Annotated in this window: 25 protein-coding genes; 13 read left to right on the forward strand and 12 right to left on the reverse strand. The window is 44.8% G+C overall.

The genetic code is table 11. The features are described from left to right. Positions 1–240: 240 nt before the first annotated feature. From QUB06_RS31210 to QUB06_RS31220, 3 genes are all read left to right on the forward strand, one after another. Complete coding sequence (locus QUB06_RS31210) at positions 241–645, forward strand: ChuX/HutX family heme-like substrate-binding protein (RefSeq protein ID WP_333438586.1); 405 nt, start codon at positions 241–243, stop codon at positions 643–645. Positions 646–900: 255 nt separating this feature from the next. After that, complete coding sequence (locus tag QUB06_RS31215) at positions 901–1677, forward strand: DUF6816 family protein (RefSeq protein WP_333438587.1); 777 nt, start codon at positions 901–903, stop codon at positions 1675–1677. Between the two features lie 176 nt (positions 1678–1853). Continuing rightward, positions 1854–2087, forward strand: a complete 234-nt coding sequence (locus QUB06_RS31220) for a hypothetical protein (RefSeq protein ID WP_333438588.1) — start codon at positions 1854–1856, stop codon at positions 2085–2087. A 60-nt stretch (positions 2088–2147) separates the two neighbouring features. Here the strand turns inward: QUB06_RS31220 and QUB06_RS31225 are convergent, their stop codons facing one another. Further along, positions 2148–3527, reverse strand: a complete 1380-nt coding sequence (locus QUB06_RS31225; protein ID WP_333438589.1) for an ATP-binding protein — start codon at positions 3525–3527, stop codon at positions 2148–2150. Between the two features lie 245 nt (positions 3528–3772). Between QUB06_RS31225 and QUB06_RS31230 the strand changes: the two genes are divergently transcribed. From QUB06_RS31230 to QUB06_RS31240, 3 genes are all read left to right on the forward strand, one after another. Continuing rightward, positions 3773–4186, forward strand: a complete 414-nt coding sequence (locus QUB06_RS31230) for a hypothetical protein (protein ID WP_333058534.1) — start codon at positions 3773–3775, stop codon at positions 4184–4186. Positions 4187–4252: 66 nt separating this feature from the next. Then, positions 4253–4681, forward strand: coding sequence for a hypothetical protein (locus QUB06_RS31235; RefSeq protein ID WP_333058533.1), 429 nt, complete (start codon positions 4253–4255; stop codon positions 4679–4681). Continuing rightward, on the forward strand, positions 4651–6201 hold the full coding sequence (locus QUB06_RS31240) for an ABC transporter ATP-binding protein/permease (RefSeq protein ID WP_333438590.1): 1551 nt from the start codon (positions 4651–4653) through the stop codon (positions 6199–6201). Before QUB06_RS31235 ends, QUB06_RS31240 begins: the two co-directional genes overlap by 31 nt. Positions 6202–6440: 239 nt before the next feature. Here QUB06_RS31240 and QUB06_RS31245 read toward each other — a convergent pair whose 3' ends face one another. The 7 genes from QUB06_RS31245 to QUB06_RS31275 all read right to left on the reverse strand — a co-directional run bounded on the left by QUB06_RS31245 (position 6441) and on the right by QUB06_RS31275 (position 12025). Next, positions 6441–7334 (reverse strand): hypothetical protein, encoded by an 894-nt coding sequence (locus QUB06_RS31245; protein ID WP_333438591.1) that lies wholly within the window; start codon positions 7332–7334, stop codon positions 6441–6443. Between the two features lie 115 nt (positions 7335–7449). Next, a complete protein-coding gene (locus tag QUB06_RS31250) occupies positions 7450–7794 on the reverse strand; it encodes a DUF433 domain-containing protein (protein WP_333438592.1) in 345 nt (114 codons plus the stop codon). A 132-nt stretch (positions 7795–7926) separates the two neighbouring features. After that, a complete protein-coding gene (locus tag QUB06_RS31255; protein WP_333438593.1) occupies positions 7927–8544 on the reverse strand; it encodes a Uma2 family endonuclease in 618 nt (205 codons plus the stop codon). 64 nt (positions 8545–8608) lie between these two features. Then, positions 8609–9217, reverse strand: a complete 609-nt coding sequence (locus QUB06_RS31260) for a Uma2 family endonuclease (protein WP_333438594.1) — start codon at positions 9215–9217, stop codon at positions 8609–8611. Between the two features lie 613 nt (positions 9218–9830). Next, complete coding sequence (locus QUB06_RS31265) at positions 9831–10172, reverse strand: hypothetical protein (protein ID WP_333438595.1); 342 nt, start codon at positions 10170–10172, stop codon at positions 9831–9833. Between the two features lie 98 nt (positions 10173–10270). Further along, positions 10271–10681, reverse strand: coding sequence for a hypothetical protein (locus tag QUB06_RS31270; RefSeq protein ID WP_333438596.1), 411 nt, complete (start codon positions 10679–10681; stop codon positions 10271–10273). A 558-nt stretch (positions 10682–11239) separates the two neighbouring features. Further along, on the reverse strand, positions 11240–12025 hold the full coding sequence (locus QUB06_RS31275; protein WP_333438597.1) for a PspA/IM30 family protein: 786 nt from the start codon (positions 12023–12025) through the stop codon (positions 11240–11242). Between the two features lie 70 nt (positions 12026–12095). Here QUB06_RS31275 and QUB06_RS31280 point away from each other — a divergent pair, with 70 nt between their 5' ends. Then, positions 12096–12272 (forward strand): hypothetical protein, encoded by a 177-nt coding sequence (locus QUB06_RS31280; RefSeq protein ID WP_333438598.1) that lies wholly within the window; start codon positions 12096–12098, stop codon positions 12270–12272. Between the two features lie 54 nt (positions 12273–12326). Here the strand turns inward: QUB06_RS31280 and QUB06_RS31285 are convergent, their stop codons facing one another. Beyond that, complete coding sequence (locus tag QUB06_RS31285) at positions 12327–13031, reverse strand: PspA/IM30 family protein (RefSeq protein WP_333438599.1); 705 nt, start codon at positions 13029–13031, stop codon at positions 12327–12329. Between the two features lie 268 nt (positions 13032–13299). Further along, positions 13300–14553: a hypothetical protein gene (locus QUB06_RS31290; RefSeq protein WP_333438600.1), complete on the reverse strand. Its 1254-nt coding sequence runs from the start codon at positions 14551–14553 to the stop codon at positions 13300–13302. Positions 14554–15051: 498 nt separating this feature from the next. On the opposite strand from QUB06_RS31290, the gene QUB06_RS31295 reads away from it, so the two are divergent. Continuing rightward, positions 15052–15354: a hypothetical protein gene (locus tag QUB06_RS31295; RefSeq protein WP_333246404.1), complete on the forward strand. Its 303-nt coding sequence runs from the start codon at positions 15052–15054 to the stop codon at positions 15352–15354. Between the two features lie 35 nt (positions 15355–15389). Further along, entirely contained in the window at positions 15390–15548 is a 159-nt protein-coding gene (locus tag QUB06_RS31300) for a hypothetical protein (protein ID WP_333408916.1), read from the forward strand. A gap of 36 nt (positions 15549–15584) precedes the next feature. On the opposite strand, the gene menB is transcribed toward QUB06_RS31300, so the two are convergent. Next, positions 15585–16418, reverse strand: a complete 834-nt coding sequence (gene menB, locus QUB06_RS31305) for a 1,4-dihydroxy-2-naphthoyl-CoA synthase (protein WP_333438601.1) — start codon at positions 16416–16418, stop codon at positions 15585–15587. 308 nt (positions 16419–16726) lie between these two features. Beyond that, positions 16727–17323, reverse strand: a complete 597-nt coding sequence (locus tag QUB06_RS31310; protein WP_333438602.1) for a TerB family tellurite resistance protein — start codon at positions 17321–17323, stop codon at positions 16727–16729. A 75-nt stretch (positions 17324–17398) separates the two neighbouring features. Between QUB06_RS31310 and tadA the strand changes: the two genes are divergently transcribed. The 4 genes from tadA to QUB06_RS31330 all read left to right on the forward strand — a co-directional run bounded on the left by tadA (position 17399) and on the right by QUB06_RS31330 (position 19529). Continuing rightward, positions 17399–17899, forward strand: coding sequence for a tRNA adenosine(34) deaminase TadA (gene tadA, locus QUB06_RS31315; protein ID WP_333438603.1), 501 nt, complete (start codon positions 17399–17401; stop codon positions 17897–17899). 147 nt (positions 17900–18046) lie between these two features. Next, positions 18047–18211, forward strand: coding sequence for a hypothetical protein (locus QUB06_RS31320; protein WP_333408914.1), 165 nt, complete (start codon positions 18047–18049; stop codon positions 18209–18211). Beyond that, on the forward strand, positions 18183–18911 hold the full coding sequence (locus QUB06_RS31325) for a lysophospholipid acyltransferase family protein (RefSeq protein ID WP_445251437.1): 729 nt from the start codon (positions 18183–18185) through the stop codon (positions 18909–18911). Before QUB06_RS31320 ends, QUB06_RS31325 begins: the two co-directional genes overlap by 29 nt. 249 nt (positions 18912–19160) lie before the next feature. After that, positions 19161–19529: a hypothetical protein gene (locus QUB06_RS31330; RefSeq protein WP_333438605.1), complete on the forward strand. Its 369-nt coding sequence runs from the start codon at positions 19161–19163 to the stop codon at positions 19527–19529. The last annotated feature ends 200 nt before the right edge of the window (positions 19530–19729 follow it).

The following is a 19729-nucleotide window of genomic DNA, read 5'->3' on the forward strand; positions in this document are numbered from 1 at the left end:
CATTAGTCATTAGTCATTAGTCATTAGTCATTAGTCATTAGTCATTAGTCATTAGTCATTAGTCATTAGTCATTAGTGAGGAGTTGTTGGTTGTTACTTATTGTTGTTTTTAATTACCAATAATCAATGCCCAATGCCCAATGCCCAATGCCCAATGCCCAATGCCCAATGCCCAATACCCAATGCCCAATTCCCAATTCCCAATTCCCAATTCCCAATTCCCAATTCCCCAATTAAATTATGCCTAACCTGAAAGAATTCTTAGAAGCTTGCGAACAATTGGGCACGCTGCGTTTAATCGTGACTAGCAGCGCGGCTGTGCTGGAAGTGCGCGGTTCAATTCACAAGCTGTTTTATGCGGAGTTGCCGAAGGGTAAGTATGCCAATATGCACGCCGAAATATTTGAGTTTCACCTCAATATGGACAAAATCAAACAGGTGAAGTTTGAAACAGGTGAGGCGAAAAGAGGCAATTTCACTACTTATGCAATCCGTTTTCTAGACGAACAAAATGATGCTGCTTTGAGTGCGTTTTTGCAGTGGGGAAAGCCAGGGGAATACGAACCAGGACAGGTGGAAAATTGGCACGAATTGAAGGAGAAATACGGGGAGGTTTGGGAACCTGCACCTGGTGAGGCGCTTTAAAACATAGGCTTTTCCACCTTTTAATTGCATATTGGGGGCGGGTAGGATGCACAACCCCTACTCCCCACAAGCAGAATATTTATTTTTGTGCAACAGGCCGGAAAGCCTGTTTATGAAAATGGTATGAAATATGATGTTTAACTGATTTGTTGTCTAATTTTTGAATTAATGAACCGCAGAGGGCGCAGAGAACGCAGAGAAGAGATAAAGAAGAGAAAGAGAGACAGAAAATTAGTTGTTTGAATGTAATTGGGTATGAAGGTAATTTGGGGTTTTTGTTTGGTTTTTCTGGTGTTGCTGTGGGGTGGCGGTGCTAGGGCGGGGGTTTTGGGCGATCGCATATCAAGTTTTCCCAATTGGGAAAGCAAGCCTCCTATCGCTGTAGCTAAGGGAGATTTGGTATATCCCGACTGGATGGCGGGGAATTGGAATGTTGCTAGCACTTTGGTAGATTTAGCCGCTCCTTTAGCGCCAAATATTGTGACGCCAGGGTTTGAAAGCAACCGCCAGTATTTGCAGCGGCCGGTATTATTTAAAGTGCGATTTCAACCTGAAAAAACTCTTGGCTTAATTTCTAATTATACATTTAAAAATGCTCAAAAGATTGTAGCCGATCGCACTTTTAACGGTTTGAATATTGCCAAGGCTTATTTAGGCGATGGTGGCGTACTTTCGGTGAAAGTCGATCCGACAAATCCCAACCGCCAAATTACTGTTTTGAAAGGGGAACGCCAATTAATATCGATTGTTACCAGTCGCGGCACTGAAACGCCGAATCCTCGCGAGTTTGTGTCTACAGAGATTTCTCAGCAGATTTTTCGGGGAGAGTCTGATATTTATTTAAACGAGGTGGAAACTACAACGGCTTATCGAGTTGTTAGAGGCGGAGAAAATGGCGATTCTGCGAGTAAAAGAATTGAGGCGGATCAGGTGACAGCGATTTATTTGTCGCCGCAAGACCCGGATTATTTTGCGGCTGGGGGGCATCCTGTGGCTTTGTACCGATATCGGTTGGAGTTGGTGCGGGCATAATTAAGCTGTTATCTCGATCGACTTAGCAACGATCGACTTTTTTCGCCCCTGTCTCTCCTTACATCAGCTTTGCTAATAACCCTCATCAGTTTAACTGTCGCTATGTTGGGAGTTGCTGGTGTCTTCGGTGGTTCTTTGTTCTCTGCAATGCACGGTTCTTTGGTAACATCTTCCTTGTGACAGTGAAGAGTGGTGGAATTGATAGGCTGGAAATCTATCGTCGGGTGGGTGTGCAGGAGGTTTGGTTTTGGGAGGATGGGGTAATTTCGGTTCATTGTTTGCGCTCTACGGGATATGAGTTGGTCAGTAAGAGCGAATTGTTGCCGGAGTTGGATTTGCGATCGATCGAGTTTTATTCGCGGATGGCCGACCAATATGATGCGGTGAATGCTTTTATGCGATCGTTGTAGAATAGAAAAGAGTAATTCTGTGGTTTAATTGCGTTGCGATCGGGTGAAATTACCCAGAGTTTATATAAGATTTAACTTGCACTGAATGTATGCTTTGAATACGGGATTGAGGAAAAAGAGCGATCGCGTTCCTACTAACACTTTTTCCAATAAGCTGCGTCGGCCTAAAGATTGTATGGCTTGCCAAAATTCTGATTGGGATAACTCACTATCAGCAGGTTGTCGTGAAATATCTACAGCTTCATTTTGACTGGCTAACCAGTATAACGCCTTTTTTTCTGAGTCTGATAAACGCTCTAGATGAGATTCTAAAAGGGGTTCTAAGTCACCTACAAATAAATCTGCTGTTCCATCTGCTAAAAATAGCGAAACGCTACCGTTAAATAATTCCAAAATTGTAGCAGCGATGATATTTAGCCAGGAAGGATGTCCTTGATAAAGGTCGATCAAGTCTGACCATTTTTCCTCATCTGCTAATTCTTTTTCTCTGAGAATTTCTGCTGCTTGTTCTCCTAACCCTTTGAGGTTTAAGGTTTGCGTCGAGAGGTTTACTGCTTCTAAGGCAGTAATTTCTCTGGGTTTTTCCCAACTGAGGAGGATTAAACAACTTTGATGAGAGGATGTGGCAATTTGTTTTAAAAATTTGCCATAATCTTCATACCCTGCTAAATATTGACCTGCTAATTGACTGCGTTTAAAAATATTTTGTACGTCATCAAGGATTACTAAACAGCGAGAAGATCGAAAATAATCTATGACTGTGGGTAATGGGGGTTGTGGCGATCGCCCAAAAAATTGCTTGAGTTCGGTTTGGAGGGTTGAAAGTGTGGGTGTGTCAGCGAGACTTAACCAAATAATATAATCAAATTCGGTTTGAGTTTGTTCGATGAGTTTGAGGGCGATCGCACTTTTGCCAATTCCACTTAAGCCGTAGACGGTAATCAAGCGGGTGTGGGCTTGTAAAATCCATTGTTTGAGGGTGGAGAGTTCTGAGGTGCGATCGTAAAAGTAACGGAGTTCGGGTGCGTCTGTTAAATCGATTATGGGCGATCGGGCTTGATTTTGGGGAGATTCAGGGGGTGAGGGCGATCGGGTTTTTGTATCTTCAATAGTTTGTACAAATTCATTACAAATATTAATATTTCCTTTTACACATCGAACAAAATTAGAAACTTGAGAAATAGTATATTTTTTTTCTAACTTAGAACGAAAATTAAATTTATTGAGGTCTTCTCCTAATTCCTCACCCAGTTTTTCCCATAATTTAGCGGCTTCTTTTTTAACGTGAGATTGACTGCAATTAAACTCTTTAGCTATTTGAGGATATTTCTGTCTTTGCCAAACACCCGTTAGTATTGCTTCCTCTAGGGGTGTGAGATTGTCTCCGGTACGCTCAAAAATTAAGTTATCAGCCCATTGTACAACATCTTCAGCATTCATGAGTCAGGGTTGAGGGAGGTTTGGTGTACTATATTCTACCCAATCCTACTTTGTCAACTGGATTGTACCAAATTCCACTAAATTGGTTCAAGATGGTTAGAAAATTTGGGTACTAAATCCTACCATTTTAGTTTTTATATTTCCGCTAAATGTTGCAAACTATAAATTAGTACATACCGTAGGGTGCATCTGACGAAGTTATGGATGACACTTGTGTAAGTCCTCTAAATAGAAGCTCTACTATCATGGAAGTTATTAGAAATTTTTACCAACCTTGGCTTGAAAAATGGGGCAGCCATCGTTTTCAAGCTATTCTCTTAATATGTTTCTTGCTATGGACACCTCTCCTAATTGCGGAAACTTTGCAGGTTCAAAATTCCTGTGATCCTATGATTCATTGGTCTAAGGAGTTGATACCAAAATGCCAACCAATCATTACTGACATTGATGATAATCCACCGCCAAAGCCATCGGAGAATCCGATTCAGCAATCATTGAAACAAATCGTAGAATCTTCAAAAGAACATCCCGATCTTAGTGGAGCAAGTATTGGAATTGCTTTTGCAACTGGTGCAGCCATCGCTAATGCACCTTTAGTTGTTACCGTAGGAATTGGTATTGCTCTGTGGTTAGCTATCAGAACAGCGCTTTCTCCTTAGAAAGCTAAATCAAAGCCTGATCAAACTTGTTCACCATGACTTTCTTTAAGGAGCGATTTACTAAAAATGGAACCTGTTTCTAATGAATCTCAACAGCCTTCTAACCTAGCACATACTCCCTTAAATACTGATTCGCAAGTTCTTCCTTCTCCTACAGGGCAACTTCAGCAGAATTCAAATAGCCTAGAACCCGCATCGTTCTCACTAAGATTTTCAGGATGGGAACTTGCAGCAGGTAGATGGGCTGTTCTGGGAATTGTAGTAGTTGCTACTGCGTGTACATTTTTTCTTTTAACTAAAGGAAGCGAATTTTGCTTCTTTAGCACTTGTACTACGGCGAATACTACGACGACATCTCTAGCTACTAATTTCTGGGGATTTTTAGGGGGGGCAGCAACTCTAATGATCCTCACTAATGTGCTTGGTGTCGCGCTTGTTCCTGCTGTTGCTGTGGCAATGGGAATTTGGCTTTTGATGCAAATTTCACTCCATTAGTTTGTGAGAATAAAATTAATTACTTCCCAAATATGAATTTAGTTGAAGTTGATAATGTATCGAAATCATTCTACAAAGGGTTTGGCGCTAATCAAATCCTTAAGGATATCAATCTAACTGTAAAGGAAAATGATTTTATTGTTCTGCGCGGTAAAAATGGAGTTGGGAAATCTACATTACTTAATTTAATTCTAGGGTTATTAAGACCTAGTGGTGGACAAATTCAACTTATGGGACTTCCTCCAGATAACTCTTTTTCTAAAATCGGCTTGGGCGTAGTTTTGCAAGACACTCAAGTTCCCCGAAAAGTCAAAGTTAAAGAATTAGTTGATCTACTGCGAAGCTACTACCCCAACCCTCTTTCAAGGGAAGAGCTCATGAATAAAGTTAATCTCACATACAAGGAAGATGCTTGGGCGACTGATTTATCTGGGGGGCAAAAGCAGCGACTCTACTTTGCTCTCGCTTTGGCAGGAAATCCTCGACTTCTCATCCTTGACGAGCCAACGAGGAATTTAGATGATAAAGGTTATGAAGAATTCTGGAAGCAAATAAAACTTTGTCGCCAACAGGGAATTACCATTTTGATGGTGACAAACAATAAATCGGACTCCGATGAACTGGATACTTTGGCTACTCGGTACATTACACTGGAAAAACTCTCTGAATCTTCTGACAAAAGCCAATTAGTTGAAGAGTTTCGGATGGCAGCTAAATCAGAAGAAAAATTAGATGCTGTTGCCGCACCTGAACCAGTCATTAATAAATCAGAGCCTTTTAATCAAAACATTTTGGCGATTATCAAAAACCAGCTTTTCTTTGAAATACTACAATTTCTTCGGACTCCTGTGTTTCTTCTTGCCACTCTCAGCTTAGTAGCTTTTGTCCCCCTATTGCAATTTATACCTGATATAACAGAAGATTTTGAAAGACAAGCTATAATTTATATTTCGGGACTTATCTTGTTTACAATTGTGATTGAGCGTATCGGCAAACGAATTGCTGTTGAGCGCTCTGAAGGATGGCTGAAATTGTTGAGGACGACACCTTTACCCCCAATCGCATACATAGTAGCAAAGATAGGGACAGCCCTCCTACTTTGTACCATCAGCCTCTTACTAATTTTTGTACTGGCAACCTGGCAACTGGAAATAACAGGCGATGCCAGTTCCTGGCTAGTTATCTTCATCTGCCTAATTCTGGGTATTATCCCCTTCGCAATTCTTGGTCTAGCAATGGGATATTTGATCGACCCCAGAAGCGCTGATTCTATCCTTAGCTTGTCATTAATTGTTGTTCCTCTAACCTGTGGACAAATTCCCATTTCTGAATCAAAAATTGTACAGAATTTGATGGCCTTATCGCCGTTTTACCATTATCGAGAGCTGGTATTTTGGGCAGCAAAAGTGCCTCCTTATAATAATCAGATATTTCTACACTTGCTGTGGCTGATTTGGAGTTTGGGCGTATTCGGATTAATTGCTATTTGGTCATACCAGAGAGATCAAGAAGTTCAATAATTATCGATCATCAACCCAAATTTAAATTGATCAGATCCTCACCACATTCAACCAAGTGAATGTCGTTTAATTAGCAACTTTAGCGTATGTCAGGGGAAATACAGCACTTTTCAAATAATTTAATGGTTTTGAATTCACCTCTAAATCCTTTAGTTAGTAATAGGGTGCGTCAAATTGAGATTAATTTTAGATGAAAGAGTAATTTTACTTATGACACACCCTACATCTTACAAATCCCCCTACCTCCTCACTGGCTGAAATCCCTGCACAAAAGTTATCCAGCGTGGTACTTTATCACCTGTAATATCTAGGATGGGAATGTTGAAACTTCTGACAGCAGGGCGACCGACTTCACCAGCCGAAAAAGTCACATTCGTAGGTTCCGACTTACCTAAACCATAGGCACTAGCTATTTGATTAGCAAGTCGGCAGGTTATTTCAAAACTTCCCATATTAATCCTGCCACCTCCCGCCTCGTAATTCCATGTAATACCGGGAGTTAAAGTCCCCTCCTGACACATAAAGTGAGTGACTTCAAACATTTTAGCAATGTGAACATCATATCGCCTTAAGCGTCCTCCATAGGCCGATGCTGTGGTATCGCTTTCTGGTACTACAATCGATCCAAATCCTTCGTCAAAACCAAGCTTCATCGGTAGTGCTGTGGAACTTGTAAGGGGTTGACTCGTTTGGGGTTGTACGCGGGTTGGTGACATCTGTACTGGTTTGACAAATTGACTATTAGCGCGAATAAAACAACCTTGCGCCGCATCGGCAGCGTAGCTTTTTCCTACAAAAAGCCAAGGTAAACCCCTGGTATCCCGGAAAGTAACACCAGCATTACCAGGAAAGCTTTCAAAACGTTGTCCCTGTTTTAAAACACCAACTACAGACCAATTAAAAACATCAAATGGAGTGCGGTTGTCAACACGCATAAATTCTTCAAAAGAAGAATTCATGCGACAATTTAACCCCTTTGGGTCTGAGTCTACTACTTCCCAATAAGTATGATAAGTTCTTCCTATATAATCCCCTTGATTATTAGGACTTGGGAGAGGTGCAGTAGAACCCAGTTTAGCTGTTCCTAATACCAGAAAAGTTGCCAGAGTAATGGTTTTTAATTCTTTTAACATGGGTATCACTTTTAAAACACTATATCGATCATAGTATTTAATGATTTTATGATACATTAACTCTATGATGCTTTAGTATGAAAAACTATAGCTTAGACTTAAACTTCGCCTTAGCCTATCGAAGCTTTTCCCATGCAGCTTCCGTTCCTGGTTTGGGTGGTTGCGCGGCAATTCTAGCAATCAGATCGCGATTTTTTTCTTCGTAGGACAGCCGCAGTTCTTCAGCTTCCTTAAGAACCATTTGATACTCAGCTTCAACATCAGCGCGATTTGCCTCAATATAAGCTAAAGCCCCATTAATTTGTTCCTCTGTAAGGTCAAACAATCCCCTGATAAACTTAGGCGGATATTGATCCGTCACATAGTCCATGATGTCGTAGATAGTGATGCGCGTACCTGCGATCGTCAGTCCTCTTTCTGTACGGATGATAGCTGTTTTGTCGTTAGATATGTTTGTCATGCTTATCGCTTCCTAGAAGTTATCTTTATATTAATATCTGATTATCCGCAATTTTTGGATTCGGTCTTACTAATTGCCTAAGTTAAATTATCAATAATACTCGCAATTTTTCACAGTCCGATCGCACTTTCATTAAAAAGCCAGTTTTTGAAATAACTCCGCAACCGGAAGAGTAAAGCCGGGGACGATTTCTTCCCCATCGAGGGAGTTAACGGACTTAAGCAGGCGATCGGGTTCTTGGGACGATCGATAAACTAACACATACTGTTCTTTAGGATGAATCACCCAGACTAAACGCGCCCCATTTTCAAAATATTCTACGATTTTGTCGTGAATTTCTGCCACTGTATTGCTAGGAGAAAGGATTTCTACGGCAAGATCCGGCGCACCTTCTAGGAAGCCATCCGGGAGCTCATCTAGCCCTTGCAGGCGTTCTTTTGCCATGAAGGAAACATCGGGCGATCGCTTATTTCCTGATTTCATCTTAAAAGCAGTGCTGGAGTCGAACATCGCGCCTAGCTTTTGAATGTGGACATAACCACCGAGAAAAATCATCAATATACTGCAAACATAGCCGTGTTTCGCACCAGAATTTCCCATGTCAATTAGTTCTCCATTCACAATTTCATAGCGGTGTCCATCTCGGTTTAGTGCCATGAATTCGGCATCAGTCCAGATTTTTTTATCTGCTGGTGTTTCAACTTGGTTTTCAGTTAGGTTTGACCTTGGGTTTTGAATTAGAGTAGCCATAGCTTTCTCCTAAAATTATATTTCTAGTTAAACACCATCCATTTCAAAGTCGAAAAAATCGCCCTTAAAAATTAATCCTGCGGTAGACTTCAGACATCGGAAGTTCTATATTTAAACTGTGCAGGACGATCGCCCGATCGAGCCGATCGCAAACTTGCCATTGCCAGCGATCGCTACTTGGGCGATCGCCATTATAATATTGCTCAATATAGGGTTCAGCTTGACTAACCAGCAAATATTCACAAAAACTAGCAAGAGAGCGATATTTTCTGAACTTTTCACCTCGATCGTAGCCTTCAGTAGAGGGGGAAAGAACCTCGACAATCAGTAAAGGATTGAGAATTTCATCCGTGCGATCGCCATTGAATTCCGGTTCGCCGTCAATTACCATAACATCGGGATAAGTTCCATGATTGAAGCTAGGAATCCAAATTCGTAAGTCTCCGTTGTAGGTTTGAAAATTTGTGTCTCGCAGAGCCACGTTAAGAAAAGTCGTAATGTCTACGGCAATACGGCTGTGAGCGGGGGAACCTCCTGGCATAGCGACAATCTCTCCGTTACAGTATTCGTGACGTTCTTCAGCAGTTTCCTCGATCGCCCGGTATTCATCTGGAGTAAAGCGAGTCTTTGTCGCATCTGGAAGATTTGGCGGGTTGGTTTGAGTTATAACCACGATCGCACCTCCTAAATAATTAGACCTTAAATAATTATGGCTTACAGCTAGATAGTTTTCCTAACCCAGAGGCGTTTTCTGGATTCCCTTCAAATTCCAGAAAAAACTCTCCATGCCTTTTTCCGCTTCTGCTTCACAACCGCTAAATTCTCGCTTTCCTTTTATTTTTAACACTCAATTGCTTAGTAAGCGATGTATAATAATGCAAAGCAAAAAGCAGATTAATTCCAAAAAACACCAAAGTTAAAACAAAGGTAAAGAAAGACGTAAACGACAGCCTGGAAGTCATCGTAAACATCGCCAAAATGATTGAGCAAAGCCCAAAACCGGAAGCAAAAGAACTTAAAAGCAGCAACCGCACCTTAGACATAGTTTAATTTAAAGATTATCCGTAAAATGCACTCTTGGCAGCTACAGAGGAGTGCCAAATGATACTTATTACTATATAGCGGAATTGCTCAGTTCCGCCAAGGGCAAAACGACTCTTTTCCTAAAAAGGTTTGAATTATACAGAAAAATACAGCCCGCACTCTTGTAAACTCCTGTTGCTCGACTTAATATCAATCAAAGGAATTCCCCAGCCTCCGCGAGCATTCCACCTTTCGCCGTACAGTCACCGCAGCCGCAATCGGGCTGACAGCAAAGTATTCGCTTCCAAAACCGCGCTTTCCCTGGGATTCCAAACATTGCCAAAATCCACAAACGGCGTCACCTGCAAAACTCCTTGGTTGTCGGGGGTGCGCTTGCATCGGATACCGCAACTCGGCTGAATCAAAAATCCCGCTATCGGCCAGCAAGCCATCCTGACGGTAGCCCCGCAATGTGTCTGATCTCCTATACCGAATTGTTCGATCGGCAAAAGCTCTGCCCCAGCCAATTCCACATCCGATCGCACCCGCAGCAGCCTCTCAGGAACCCACAACCGCACGTACTGCAGTTGACAAGCGAATTTCAAAGGTGGTATCCGGCACGTGATTTATCCGTGGAATCAATCCCAAATCTCAAATCTAAAATCCTCAAGCCCCCAAATTTAAAGGGCTTTGGTGGCGCGGGTTATGGGAGGGGAGCCGGATTTTGCGGCCGCGGGTTGGGAATGGGAAATTCTTGTCTGTTTTCTCCTCGGTTTGGCAATTGAGGGAGAGTTTCTGGGGCCTCACTTTGGGTCGTTTGATCAAACTCCGGGATGCTATTTTCTTGCTCTTGACTGCCTCTATCTAATTCTGAACCCGAGTATAAATCACGAAGCCGATCGCGATCGTCTGCTGTTTCTTGATTTAGTTTGAATTGGGACGGTAAATTCTCATGCACAATTGGCGCTTGCACCCCTGAGTCGGTAGCAACCATCGACTCGCCAACACTTAGAGCTGATAGCAGTGCGGGGCCAATAGCTGCAATTGAAAAACCAAGTGCTAATGCCTTGAAAAACTTGATTTTACAAAAGCCTCTAGAAAATTGCACGGGCATGAGAGATTAGCCATATTTGATAGTTATTTACACTTACGAGCGGGCGAGGCCGGCGCAATTGCAAGGAATAAAATTACTCTATCACTTTTTAAACAATTAATTCCTTAACTCAATATAAAGATAGTTGACAGCAACTCTAGTTTGTGTAGTTAACAATTACTAAAAACACTCCGACCGAAAGCATCCAGGATACAAGCCCCCGGATTCATTCCGAAAGCAGACTCAGGACCCAGAAATAAAAAACCTGTATCCGATGAAACTTGCCCCCGGAATTTATCCGTGGGGCCAATGCTTCAATTCTTTAATCTAAAATCTAAAATCTAAAATCTAAAATCGATTGACCTCCCAAGCTAGCCCTCTTGCAAGGAATAAAATTACTCTATCACTTTTTAAACACTTAATTCCTTAAATAAATATAAAGATAGTTGACAAAAGCCATACTTTGTGTAATAAACAATTACTAAAAAAAACTCCGACCTCCCAAGGTAGCCCTGTAGGTCGGCGGAGAATTTTATCAAACCTGCGATCGGAGAAATAGGTAAATTTTGATAGAGATTACTACATTTTATTGAGCTGCGATCGCAATTCTTCCAACTCAGCGTCAATCACCGGACTCGACTCCGAGTTACTAGCTGCTGCTGTTTTACCCGCTGCCGGCAATTGACCTTGAGACACAGAACCCCCGGTCAGTTGAGCTTTCATCTGAGCCAACTCGTCGTCAACATCACCGCCGCTTTCGAGCAAGCGGAACTGTTCCTCTAAATTGCTGCCGCCGGCGGCGAGTTCTGCAGAAGCCCCCGCGCGAGCTTCAATCTGCAAAACTTTTTCTTCCATGCGATCAAAAGCCGCCATTGAACTGCCAGTATTCAAGGTGCCAATGGTATTGTTGAGCTGTTCCTGAGCTTTAGCAGCGGATATCCTCGCTTTGAGCATATCCTTCTTAGTCTTAGCTTCGGAAATTTTGCTCTCCAAACCGATCAAGTTGCGCTTGAGACTTTCCACCTGAGCCGATTGCTGATCCAGACTGGCTTTGAGCGTAGCCGCCGTTTCAGCGTGAGACTTTTTGCGAACCAGCGCTTCCCGCGCCAAAGTCTCGTCTCCTTTTTGCAGGGCTAGCTGAGCGCGCTGCTGCCACTGGTTAGACTGAGATTCAGCTTGATTGTACTGAGTCTGGGTGCGCTTTTGAGTGGCGATCGCGCTGGCAACGGCCTGACGCAACTGCACCAAGTCTTCCTGCATATCCGTAACAGACTGTTCTAAAATCTTTTCCGGGTCTTCAGCTTTGTTGACCAGATCGTTAAGATTGGCTTTGACGACTCGGCTAATGCGGTCAAATAATCCCATAATGCTATTTTTCCTGGGTGAGGTGTACGAAGTAGGCGGAAAGCAGGCTTGATAGCCCTAGCCCGCAGTTGTGAAATTCACTCTTGTCAGATTTTTAGTGCGATTTAGTTTTTGGCAATTTTTGCAGACAGATAAATCCAGTTTAAAGCGATCGAGTAATGTGATGCAGGCAAGCTTATTCATGCACCTATCTATTGAGTTTAACTTCGATCCGGGAATTCCCCAACAGGCTTCGAGCCATCTCTAGCTAGGCTGTTGAGAAGTTTTTGCTCGTCCCGACTCTTGTTCTCTTGCCTGGGGTTCAGGATGCGGGCGGCTCGCCCGACGGCAATTTGGGTGTATTCTTGCCCGGAAGCATTTGTGCTTTCATCGCCGCCAACTCGGTATCCACATCGTCGGCACCTTCGAGAGAGAGAAACTTCTTTTCTAAATCATTAGTTCCGAGTTCTGCGATTGCTTCGGAGCGAGCTTCTAGCTCCATGACTTTCTCTTCCATCCGTTCAAACGCGCTCAAAGTGCTGCCGGTACTGAGATTGCCCATCATTTCTTGCAGCCTTTCCGACGATGCGGCCGATCGAGCTCGGGCAATGTACATATCTTTTTTAGATTTTGCCTCGGAAATTTTACTTTCGAGCGCCCGCATATTTTCTTTAAGTTTACTCACAACAGCGTTCTGTTGTCCGAGAGTGGCTTTCATCGCCGTTGCCGTTTCTTGATAAGATTTCTTGCGCGTCAGAGCTTCCCGCGCCAAATTTTCCTCGCCTTTTTGCAAAGCTAGCTGCGCCCGCTGATGCCATTCTGCTGCTGTAGACTCAGCTTGGGAGCACTGGCGTTCAGTGCGTTTTTGAGCTGCAATCGCTCCTGCCACAGCTTGTCTGAGCTGCACTAAATCTTCCTGCATATCCATTACAGCCTGTTCCAGAATTTTTTCTGGGTCTTCTGCCGCCCCGACCAAACTGTTAATATTGGCTCGAATCACTCGCCATAGGCGATCGAATAATCCCATTTTGCCAGTCTCCCGATTTTCAACTTTAGAATTAAGACAGAGAAAGCAGAATTAAAAACTAAAAATGAAAACTCCTCAATCGTCTTTTTAATTTTTAATTGTGAAATTTTAATTCCCTCTAAGTTAGGTCGTCATGATTATTTTTAGGATGGGTAGGGCGCGAGCATTACCCATCAAAACTGAGCAAATGTTGGGTGAAGCGAAACCGAGGGTTCGTGCCTCGGCCCAACCTACTCCCCGATCATTAGTTTAATTGTCTTTGCCTAATTTATGGTTGATAGTATTGTGGCTTCACCCCTTTTTCTTGGAGTTCTTTCACCAAACGTTCTGCTGAGGCAGCATCGTTCAAAGCCCCCATTTGGATCTTGACACCCTTTGAGAAGTTCCGCACGTAGGCATCGGGAACTGCGGTTCTGGCTTGCTGCAGCGATTTTTCGTCTGTGTAATCGGTGACAACGTAATAGAAACCGTCGGCGGCCCGTGCAGGCCTTCCCAGCGGGGGTGTGGCGGCTGGGGATGCTGTCGCCGGGGATGCGGCGGCTGGGGATGCTGTCGCTGGGGATGCTGTCGCCGGGGATGTGGCGGCTGGCTGGGCTGGGGAGGGTGTTGGAGGCAGTGTCGGCAGTGTCGGCACAGGCTGGGCGGCGCTGGGGCTGGGAGTGGGAAGCAAAGCCGTGCTCAGATTGTTGAGTCCTTGTTCCCTGCCTCTGGCCGGGTTGCCGTCTTCTGTGGGAATCGGCACAGCCGCGCTGGGGCCCGGAGGCGCTGGCGGAGTTGGGGGGATTGATGCTTTTGGTGACGGGGAAGGAATCGGGCTGACTGTCGGCTGGACATTGCTGAGAGTGCTCAAATCTAGCTCGACAAATTCTTTGGATACCAGATTTGGAGCTTTCGGCAGTTCCTTGGTGCTGGTATCTGAGGGGGAAGTAGAGGCGGGACTGTCGGGAGAGGGTGAGGTGCGTGCGAGCAAACGGTTCAGGCCGGCCATCTTAACTAGATTTGACGGGTACATGACTGCGTAGCCCAAAGCTGTGCACGACAACAAAAACAGCAGCATCGAACTCAGTCCCAACGGAGTTAACAAACTGGCGGCTAAACTGCGTTCTACAGTAGGCTCAGCTTTTGACTCGTCCAAACTTTCGATCAGTTTTTCGCTTGATTCGAGATACTTGTTGGGTGCCAAGGCACTGCTAGATAATTTTGTGCCACCCCTGGTAGTGGCTAGCGGGGCATCGCCCTGAGTGCCGGCAAGGGATAGGGGCAGCGATAGCGGCTGCTGGGTTTCCTCCGCAGTCTCCTGCGCCAAATTTTGGGCTAGCTGTTGCTCGGTTGTGGCTGTTTGCTTGCCGGTACGAACTGAGGGCGACACCCACTGTTCGGCGCGCCTCCTGTGCCTTCTGTATGTTGTCAGTTCTGCTTCTAGGTTTACATCTAGACTCCCCAGGACTGCTTGCAAAGCAGGGTTGATTGGGGTTGAAGAGGATTGATGATTTGGGGATTCAACCGAAGAACGCTTACTCATTAGCAAAACTCCTACCGCCTCTGAATTAATTTTAATATGTTGATTGTAGAGATAAACATGAAGGTTGAAAACTTGCCTATTTTATGATTAGCTACTTTTGGCGTCAATGCAACAGGGGCTCGCTCGCCGGCAGCTATTTTTCATTTTCAGTGGAAAACTCAATTGTTGCTGTTTCCCGGACGCTGCTTACCGACACTCTCAGCCAATTTTTGTATTCTCAGCTACCGCTTATTTGTAACCTCTCATACTGGTTGGGCATTTGTACTTTTTCTTGATCCCTAACGGCTTTATAAACTTTTAACCTGTGTTTTTACCTATACAATGAGCAACGACCGAGCTAATTGTTTCTATATATAACGAGATTATAAATAAATTATAAAATTTAATTATGCTCCGGGGATCGCTACAACCCAGACAGCATAAAGGTTGGGATGCTCTAAGGCAGACTAGCTCTGCAAGGGAGAATTAGAGATGAAAATGATTTCCCTAAGAACTTTTATGCAAACCTCCTTAACTTCACCTTTAACTTCAGCTTGTGGTCACTGCCGTCACTATACCCCTGAAGGCAGACGCGGGGGTGTTTGCGCTTTACTAGGCGGCCCGGTTCAAAGTCAGTGGAAAGCTTGTGCTTTAGCGGTTTCGCCTTTTAGGTCATCTTGGGAAAACATAGAAGAAATTGGACTGTGGCAAGAATCGACTCTGACGCTGCAGGATGCCACCGTCACTCTTTCCGATCGCCATGCCGGCCAGCTTACAGGCACAACCTTAACCGAAAAATCCGCTGCAGCATTCTCGGTCTAGTTAGTCTGCAGCAGGACAGCTCATACCATTTTCGATTGTCAATTTTCGATTGGGGAATCACTGATGACTATCATGGTTTGGATCTGGCAAAGCAGTTTCATTCTTTTTGGGAACTGGTATCCATACTGACACTTTTGGACGATCGCGTGCATTTGGCTTTACTAACTCATAAAACTCAGCAGCATCTACTTTAATATGAGCGCATAAAAAAAACTGATTTCTCCATCCAGCTATGGCAGCCAAGGATATTGACTAAAATCAGGTTGCCGTTTTTCTAAAAAGGCTTGTTTGCCTTCGGCGCCTTCCTGCGTCATATAGTACAGCAAAGTGGCATTTCCCGCCAGTTCTTGCAAACCGGCTTGACCGTCGCAGTCGGCATTAAAAGCGGATTTCAAGCAGCGAATCGCGATCGGACTTTTTTCGAGAATTTCCGCAGCCCACTGAATCCCTTCTATTTCTAGTTGTTCGACGGGCACGACGCAGTTGACTAAACCCATTTCTAGGGCTTGCTGCGCGCTGTACTGGCGACACAAAAACCAAATTTCTCTGGCTTTTTTCTGGCCGACTACTCTGGCGAGATAGCTAGCTCCGAAACCACCGTCGAAACTGCCGACTTTTGGGCCGGTCTGTCCGAAAATAGCATTGTCAGCAGCGATCGTCAAGTCGCAAATTAAGTGCAGAACGTGACCCCCTCCAATTGCGTAGCCTGCAACTAAAGCAATTACTACTTTGGGCATAGAGCGAATCAATTTCTGCAAGTCGAGCACGTTCAACCGGGGTACGCCACCTTCGTCTACATATCCCGCCGAACCCCGCACGCTTTGGTCGCCGCCGGCGCAAAAGGCGTATTTGCCGTCTGTATGAGGCCCCGCACCGGTGAAAAGGACAACGCCGATTTTGGTGTCTTCGCGGGCATCAGTAAAGGCATCACACAGTTCCAGCACGGTTTTGGGACGGAAAGCGTTCCGTTTGTGAGGTCGATTGATGGTAATTTTGGCGGTGCCGCCGCTTTTGTGATAGAGAATGTCTTCGTAGGTTTTGGCGGTTTGCCATTCAATTTGCATAATCAATCAATTTGAGATTGGAGATGGAGCTGAGTCAATCAAGGCAGCGACAAGTCGCTTTTAGATTTTAGAGGGATTCGGTTCAATGGGATACAAGGGTCGATCGACTCTGGCAAAAAAAATAAAGCGGGACTGAGGCAGAAACCTGGTTTTTCACCAACATACTCCGTGCCGCACTCTTGGTAGGGGTTAAACAACCCGGTTTTGGAGGGTAAGAGCGCTCAATTCCCATCTCAAATGGACACAGCGTCAAATCCTCGAACTTCTCTGTCACTACTTTTACTGCCCCAAAATTTATATACGCTGGACTATTTGCGGAGTAAAATACTCAGTAAGTGCTTTGCCGCTTTGCCAAATACCGGATCGCGGGACTCGAATTCGCTGGGATCGAGTAAAGCTTTAACTTCGGCAAAAGCTTCTGAGTCGAGGGTTCCTTCTTTAGTAAATAAAGTGTCTATGACTGCAATGTGTCTGGAGTCGAGGCCGAGCCGATTTGCGATCGACTGTAAGTACATTTGCTCCCGCAGGTCGATGTGTCCGTCGGCCGCTGACATTTCGTAGCCGGAACCGATGAGCAACAGTTTTTCTGATTCTGAGAACAAAGCTGTCAGGGTTAGCAATTCCGTGGGGTTGAAGTAAACCTGCTGTTTGGAGACTCCTTTGACAAGGCGCTGAATTAGTTCTATCCGATCGCGGTCGCCGCTGGCAAAGGCTTTGAGAGTCTTTTGCAGCCGTTCTTCTTCTTCAACTGCGATCGTCCTGTCAATAATCATCACTCCGCGCAGGATGGAAATCAGAGCCGTCAGAAACACTACCAAAGGAGTGATATCTTGTTCGCGCAGCTTTTGCCGACTAATGCGGCACAACAGCTCAACAATTTCAGTGGTAATCGTAGTGGTGTCCATAATTAAAGACTCTCGATTAAGCTGTAATGTAACTTTCTATATCGATCTTAAGTTTTTCTGTAACTTAGGTATGACGTGAATTATAAAGCTGAGCCGTTGTCTATTAGTGAGACTACTTATTTTATTCACAAACGCTGGATGAGTAGGGCTGTGGAATTGGCGCAAGCAGCCGGTGATGCCGGTGAAGTACCCGTGGGTGCTGCCATTGTTGACGGTACTGGCAAATTGATTGCCGAAGCGCAAAATCGGCGAGAGCGAGACTGCGATCCGACTGCTCACGCTGAAATCTTGGCTTTGCGGGCGGCCGGCAAAGTTTTGCAAGACTGGCATCTTAACCAATGTACGCTCTACGTAACGCTGGAACCTTGCCCGATGTGCGCGGGTGCGATCGTCCAAGCTCGGATTCGTCTGCTGGTATACGGAGCAGATGACCCGAAAACTGGCACGATTCGGACTGCTGCTAATATTCCCGATAGCGCGCATTCGTGTCACCGCTTAGAGGTGCTCGGCGGTATTATGGAGTCTGTTTGCCGCGAGCAGTTGCTTTCTTGGTTTGAAGCACGCCGGAAAAATTAACCGGTAAAATTTTTTACTCTCTTCGGGGCGATGTTTAATTGAAATTGATCCTTTAACTGAAATAATAGATCCGTAATTGCCCGATCAAGCTTTCCAGGCGGCCGACTGCTCTGCATTAGTGCTGTCCGGTTGGCTGAGGTTTTACCTGTGACAGATTATCTCTTGCGGGCGCGATCGCTCGATCGGCACAAGGCCAATAGCAAAACTGTCCTGAGCCAAAAACTAAAGATTTGTCCAACAACTTACTTTAGACTTTATATTTCGATAAGGCAGCTTAATTGCTATGCGCCACACCGCCACGATCGCCGTTGAGTCCAGTAAATCATCTCTAGTGAAGCCCATGCCTGCCAAGGTAGCATCTAATACCTCTCGCGTTTCTCCTTGGTTAACCTCCTTGCTTTATCCGCTAGGTCACTATGTTGTCCTACCGTTTCATTTTGGCAAGATTGAGATAACCGGACAGGAACACTTGCCGAAAGACGGGCCTGTCATCTTAGCCCCTACGCACCGCTCCCGGTGGGATGCCCTGATGATGCCCTATTCAACGGGACAGATGGTGACTGGACGCGATTTGCGGTTTATGGTAACTGCTGATGAAGTGAAAGGACTGCAAGGTTGGTTCATCAGACATTTGGGGGGGTTTGCTGTGGATCTCAAGCATCCGGCAATTGGCAGTCTCCGTTATGGGGTGGAACTACTCCTCGACAAAGAAATGTTGGTGATTTTTCCCGAAGGCGGCATTTTTCAGGATGGCGAAGTTCACCCGATTAAGCCTGGATTGGCGCGTTTGGCAATGCAAGCAGAGTTGAGCAAACCGGGTTTGGGCGTGAAAATTGTACCGATGAGTATCCGCTATCGCCCGCGCATTCCTCAATGGGGTTGTCACGTAAAAATTGCGATCGGTGTTCCGATTTCCGTGGCGGATTATGCCAATGGCGGCGGTGGTAAAAAAGAAGCACGATTGTTGAGTGCCCAGCTCGAAATGGATCTTAAAAAGCTTGATGAAAGTTGAGAAGAAGGAAGAAGTTCGGCAACGGATTCTGTAACGGATGTAACGGATGTAAAGGATAGAAGGAAGAAGGAAGTTCGGCAACGGATTCTGTAACGGATGTAAAGGATAGAAGGAAGAAGGGAGGAGGAAGGAGGAAGGAGGAAGGAGGAAGAAGGAAGAAGGAATTATGATATAATGTTTTCCGGTGCTGTGGAGAGATGCAGCACTTATTTCGCTGCTTTGTTATGTCTGTATTAAGTGTGAGCATTAATGGATTGTGCTTTGAACTTTAAGCCGGGTCAAATTGTCAGTTTAGAATGTGGAGATGCGTGCCTGCATTCCGAGGTAATTCAAGTGGTTGAGGCACGTCAAATTTGTTGGGTGCGCCCTTTAATGTTAGTTGTATCGGCGTCGGGGAAGGATTTATCGGCCGAATACACTTTATCCGACTTGCGGGATGGTGCTGATTTGCTTTGGCCGCTGAGCTTGTTTCGGGAGGCTTTTGATACTGAGGTAATTTCACTGTTGACTGAGTTGCACTCTCTGGATGCTGAAAAAAAGGATGGTGCGATCGCATCTCGGCAACTTAGAGATTTTGTCGATCGAGTTTGGGAAGCTTTTCCGAGTGCTTTTCATTAAGCAGATATCGGGTGTTTTGTCTATTAGTCCGCCAGGGGTTGAAAACCCCTGTCTAATAGCTAAAGTCCTCTTGCATAGGACTGATACCCTCTTGATTCTTCAGTCCGCGTAGGCGGACTTCGTTGGGAGCATCCCGGTTTTGCAAAAGCCTCAAATGGCCAAGAGATCGTTGAGGTAAGCACAACGAAGTTTTAGCATTT

Origin of the sequence: Microcoleus sp. D2_18a_D3 (assembly GCF_036702455.1) — a bacterium.
GTDB lineage: Bacteria > Cyanobacteriota > Cyanobacteriia > Cyanobacteriales > Microcoleaceae > Microcoleus.

What these genes read in the sequence shown, in the direction of transcription:
- QUB06_RS31210 (WP_333438586.1), top strand. Translation starts at nt 241, where the DNA reads ATGCCTAACCTGAAAGAATTCTTAGAAGCTTGCGAACAATTGGGCACG.
- QUB06_RS31215 (WP_333438587.1), top strand. Translation starts at nt 901, where the DNA reads ATGAAGGTAATTTGGGGTTTTTGTTTGGTTTTTCTGGTGTTGCTGTGG.
- QUB06_RS31225 (WP_333438589.1), bottom strand. Translation starts at nt 3,527, where the DNA reads ATGAATGCTGAAGATGTTGTACAATGGGCTGATAACTTAATTTTTGAG.
- QUB06_RS31230 (WP_333058534.1), top strand. Translation starts at nt 3,773, where the DNA reads ATGGAAGTTATTAGAAATTTTTACCAACCTTGGCTTGAAAAATGGGGC.
- QUB06_RS31235 (WP_333058533.1), top strand. Translation starts at nt 4,253, where the DNA reads ATGGAACCTGTTTCTAATGAATCTCAACAGCCTTCTAACCTAGCACAT.
- QUB06_RS31245 (WP_333438591.1), bottom strand. Translation starts at nt 7,334, where the DNA reads ATGTTAAAAGAATTAAAAACCATTACTCTGGCAACTTTTCTGGTATTA.
- QUB06_RS31250 (WP_333438592.1), bottom strand. Translation starts at nt 7,794, where the DNA reads ATGACAAACATATCTAACGACAAAACAGCTATCATCCGTACAGAAAGA.
- QUB06_RS31255 (WP_333438593.1), bottom strand. Translation starts at nt 8,544, where the DNA reads ATGGCTACTCTAATTCAAAACCCAAGGTCAAACCTAACTGAAAACCAA.
- QUB06_RS31270 (WP_333438596.1), bottom strand. Translation starts at nt 10,681, where the DNA reads ATGCCCGTGCAATTTTCTAGAGGCTTTTGTAAAATCAAGTTTTTCAAG.
- QUB06_RS31275 (WP_333438597.1), bottom strand. Translation starts at nt 12,025, where the DNA reads ATGGGATTATTTGACCGCATTAGCCGAGTCGTCAAAGCCAATCTTAAC.
- QUB06_RS31285 (WP_333438599.1), bottom strand. Translation starts at nt 13,031, where the DNA reads ATGGGATTATTCGATCGCCTATGGCGAGTGATTCGAGCCAATATTAAC.
- QUB06_RS31290 (WP_333438600.1), bottom strand. Translation starts at nt 14,553, where the DNA reads ATGAGTAAGCGTTCTTCGGTTGAATCCCCAAATCATCAATCCTCTTCA.
- QUB06_RS31295 (WP_333246404.1), top strand. Translation starts at nt 15,052, where the DNA reads ATGCAAACCTCCTTAACTTCACCTTTAACTTCAGCTTGTGGTCACTGC.
- menB (WP_333438601.1), bottom strand. Translation starts at nt 16,418, where the DNA reads ATGCAAATTGAATGGCAAACCGCCAAAACCTACGAAGACATTCTCTAT.
- QUB06_RS31310 (WP_333438602.1), bottom strand. Translation starts at nt 17,323, where the DNA reads ATGGACACCACTACGATTACCACTGAAATTGTTGAGCTGTTGTGCCGC.
- QUB06_RS31325 (WP_445251437.1), top strand. Translation starts at nt 18,183, where the DNA reads ATGCGCCACACCGCCACGATCGCCGTTGAGTCCAGTAAATCATCTCTA.
- QUB06_RS31330 (WP_333438605.1), top strand. Translation starts at nt 19,161, where the DNA reads ATGGATTGTGCTTTGAACTTTAAGCCGGGTCAAATTGTCAGTTTAGAA.